Genomic DNA, 792 nt, shown 5'->3' with positions numbered 1-792 from the left:
TTCGATGTTGGCCTTCTCGCCGGCGCCATCGATGATCGTGGTGTTTTCCTTGGAGACCTGCACCTTCTTGGCGCGGCCCAGGTCCTTGATCGTCGCCTTTTCCAGCGACAGACCGATTTCCTCGGAGATCACGGTGCCGCCGGTCAGCACGGCCATGTCTTCCAGCATCGCCTTGCGACGGTCGCCGAAGCCCGGTGCCTTGACGGCCACGACCTTGACGATGCCACGGATGGTGTTGACCACCAGAGTCGCCAGCGCTTCGCCTTCGATGTCTTCGGCGATGATCAGCAGCGGCTTGCCGGACTTGGCCACGCCTTCCAGCACGGGCAGCAGGTCGCGCACGTTGGAGATCTTCTTGTCGTGCAGCAGCACGTACGGATCGTCCAGGTCAGCGGTCTGCGACTGCTGGTTGTTGATGAAGTACGGGGACAGGTAGCCGCGGTCGAACTGCATGCCTTCGACGACGTCCAGCTCGTTTTCCAGGCCCGAGCCTTCTTCAACGGTGATGACGCCTTCCTTGGTCACGCGGCGCATCGCTTCGGCGATGATGTTGCCGATCGACTCGTCCGAGTTGGCCGAGATCGTGCCGACCTGGGCAATGGCCTTGTCGTCAGCGGTCGGCTTGGAGATGTTCTTCAGCTCGGCGACGGCGGCGATCACGGCCTTGTCGATACCGCGCTTGAGGTCCATCGGGTTCATGCCGGCAGCAACGGCCTTGGCGCCTTCGCGGATCAGGGCCTGGGCCAGCACGGTGGCGGTGGTGGTGCCGTCGCCGGCGTCATCGTTGGTGCG

At 63.5% G+C, this 792-nt stretch carries 1 protein-coding gene; it reads right to left on the bottom strand.

Annotated elements, in window-relative coordinates; translation table 11 throughout:
* Positions 1-792 (bottom strand): chaperonin GroEL (gene groEL, locus OC373_RS18720; RefSeq protein WP_261998278.1); only part of this gene is annotated, 792 nt, incomplete at both ends.

Source organism: Stenotrophomonas sp. Ste96, assembly GCF_024519495.1.
In the GTDB taxonomy this organism is placed as follows: domain Bacteria; phylum Pseudomonadota; class Gammaproteobacteria; order Xanthomonadales; family Xanthomonadaceae; genus Stenotrophomonas; species Stenotrophomonas bentonitica_A.
This window is presented reverse-complemented; position numbering and strand designations above follow the sequence as displayed.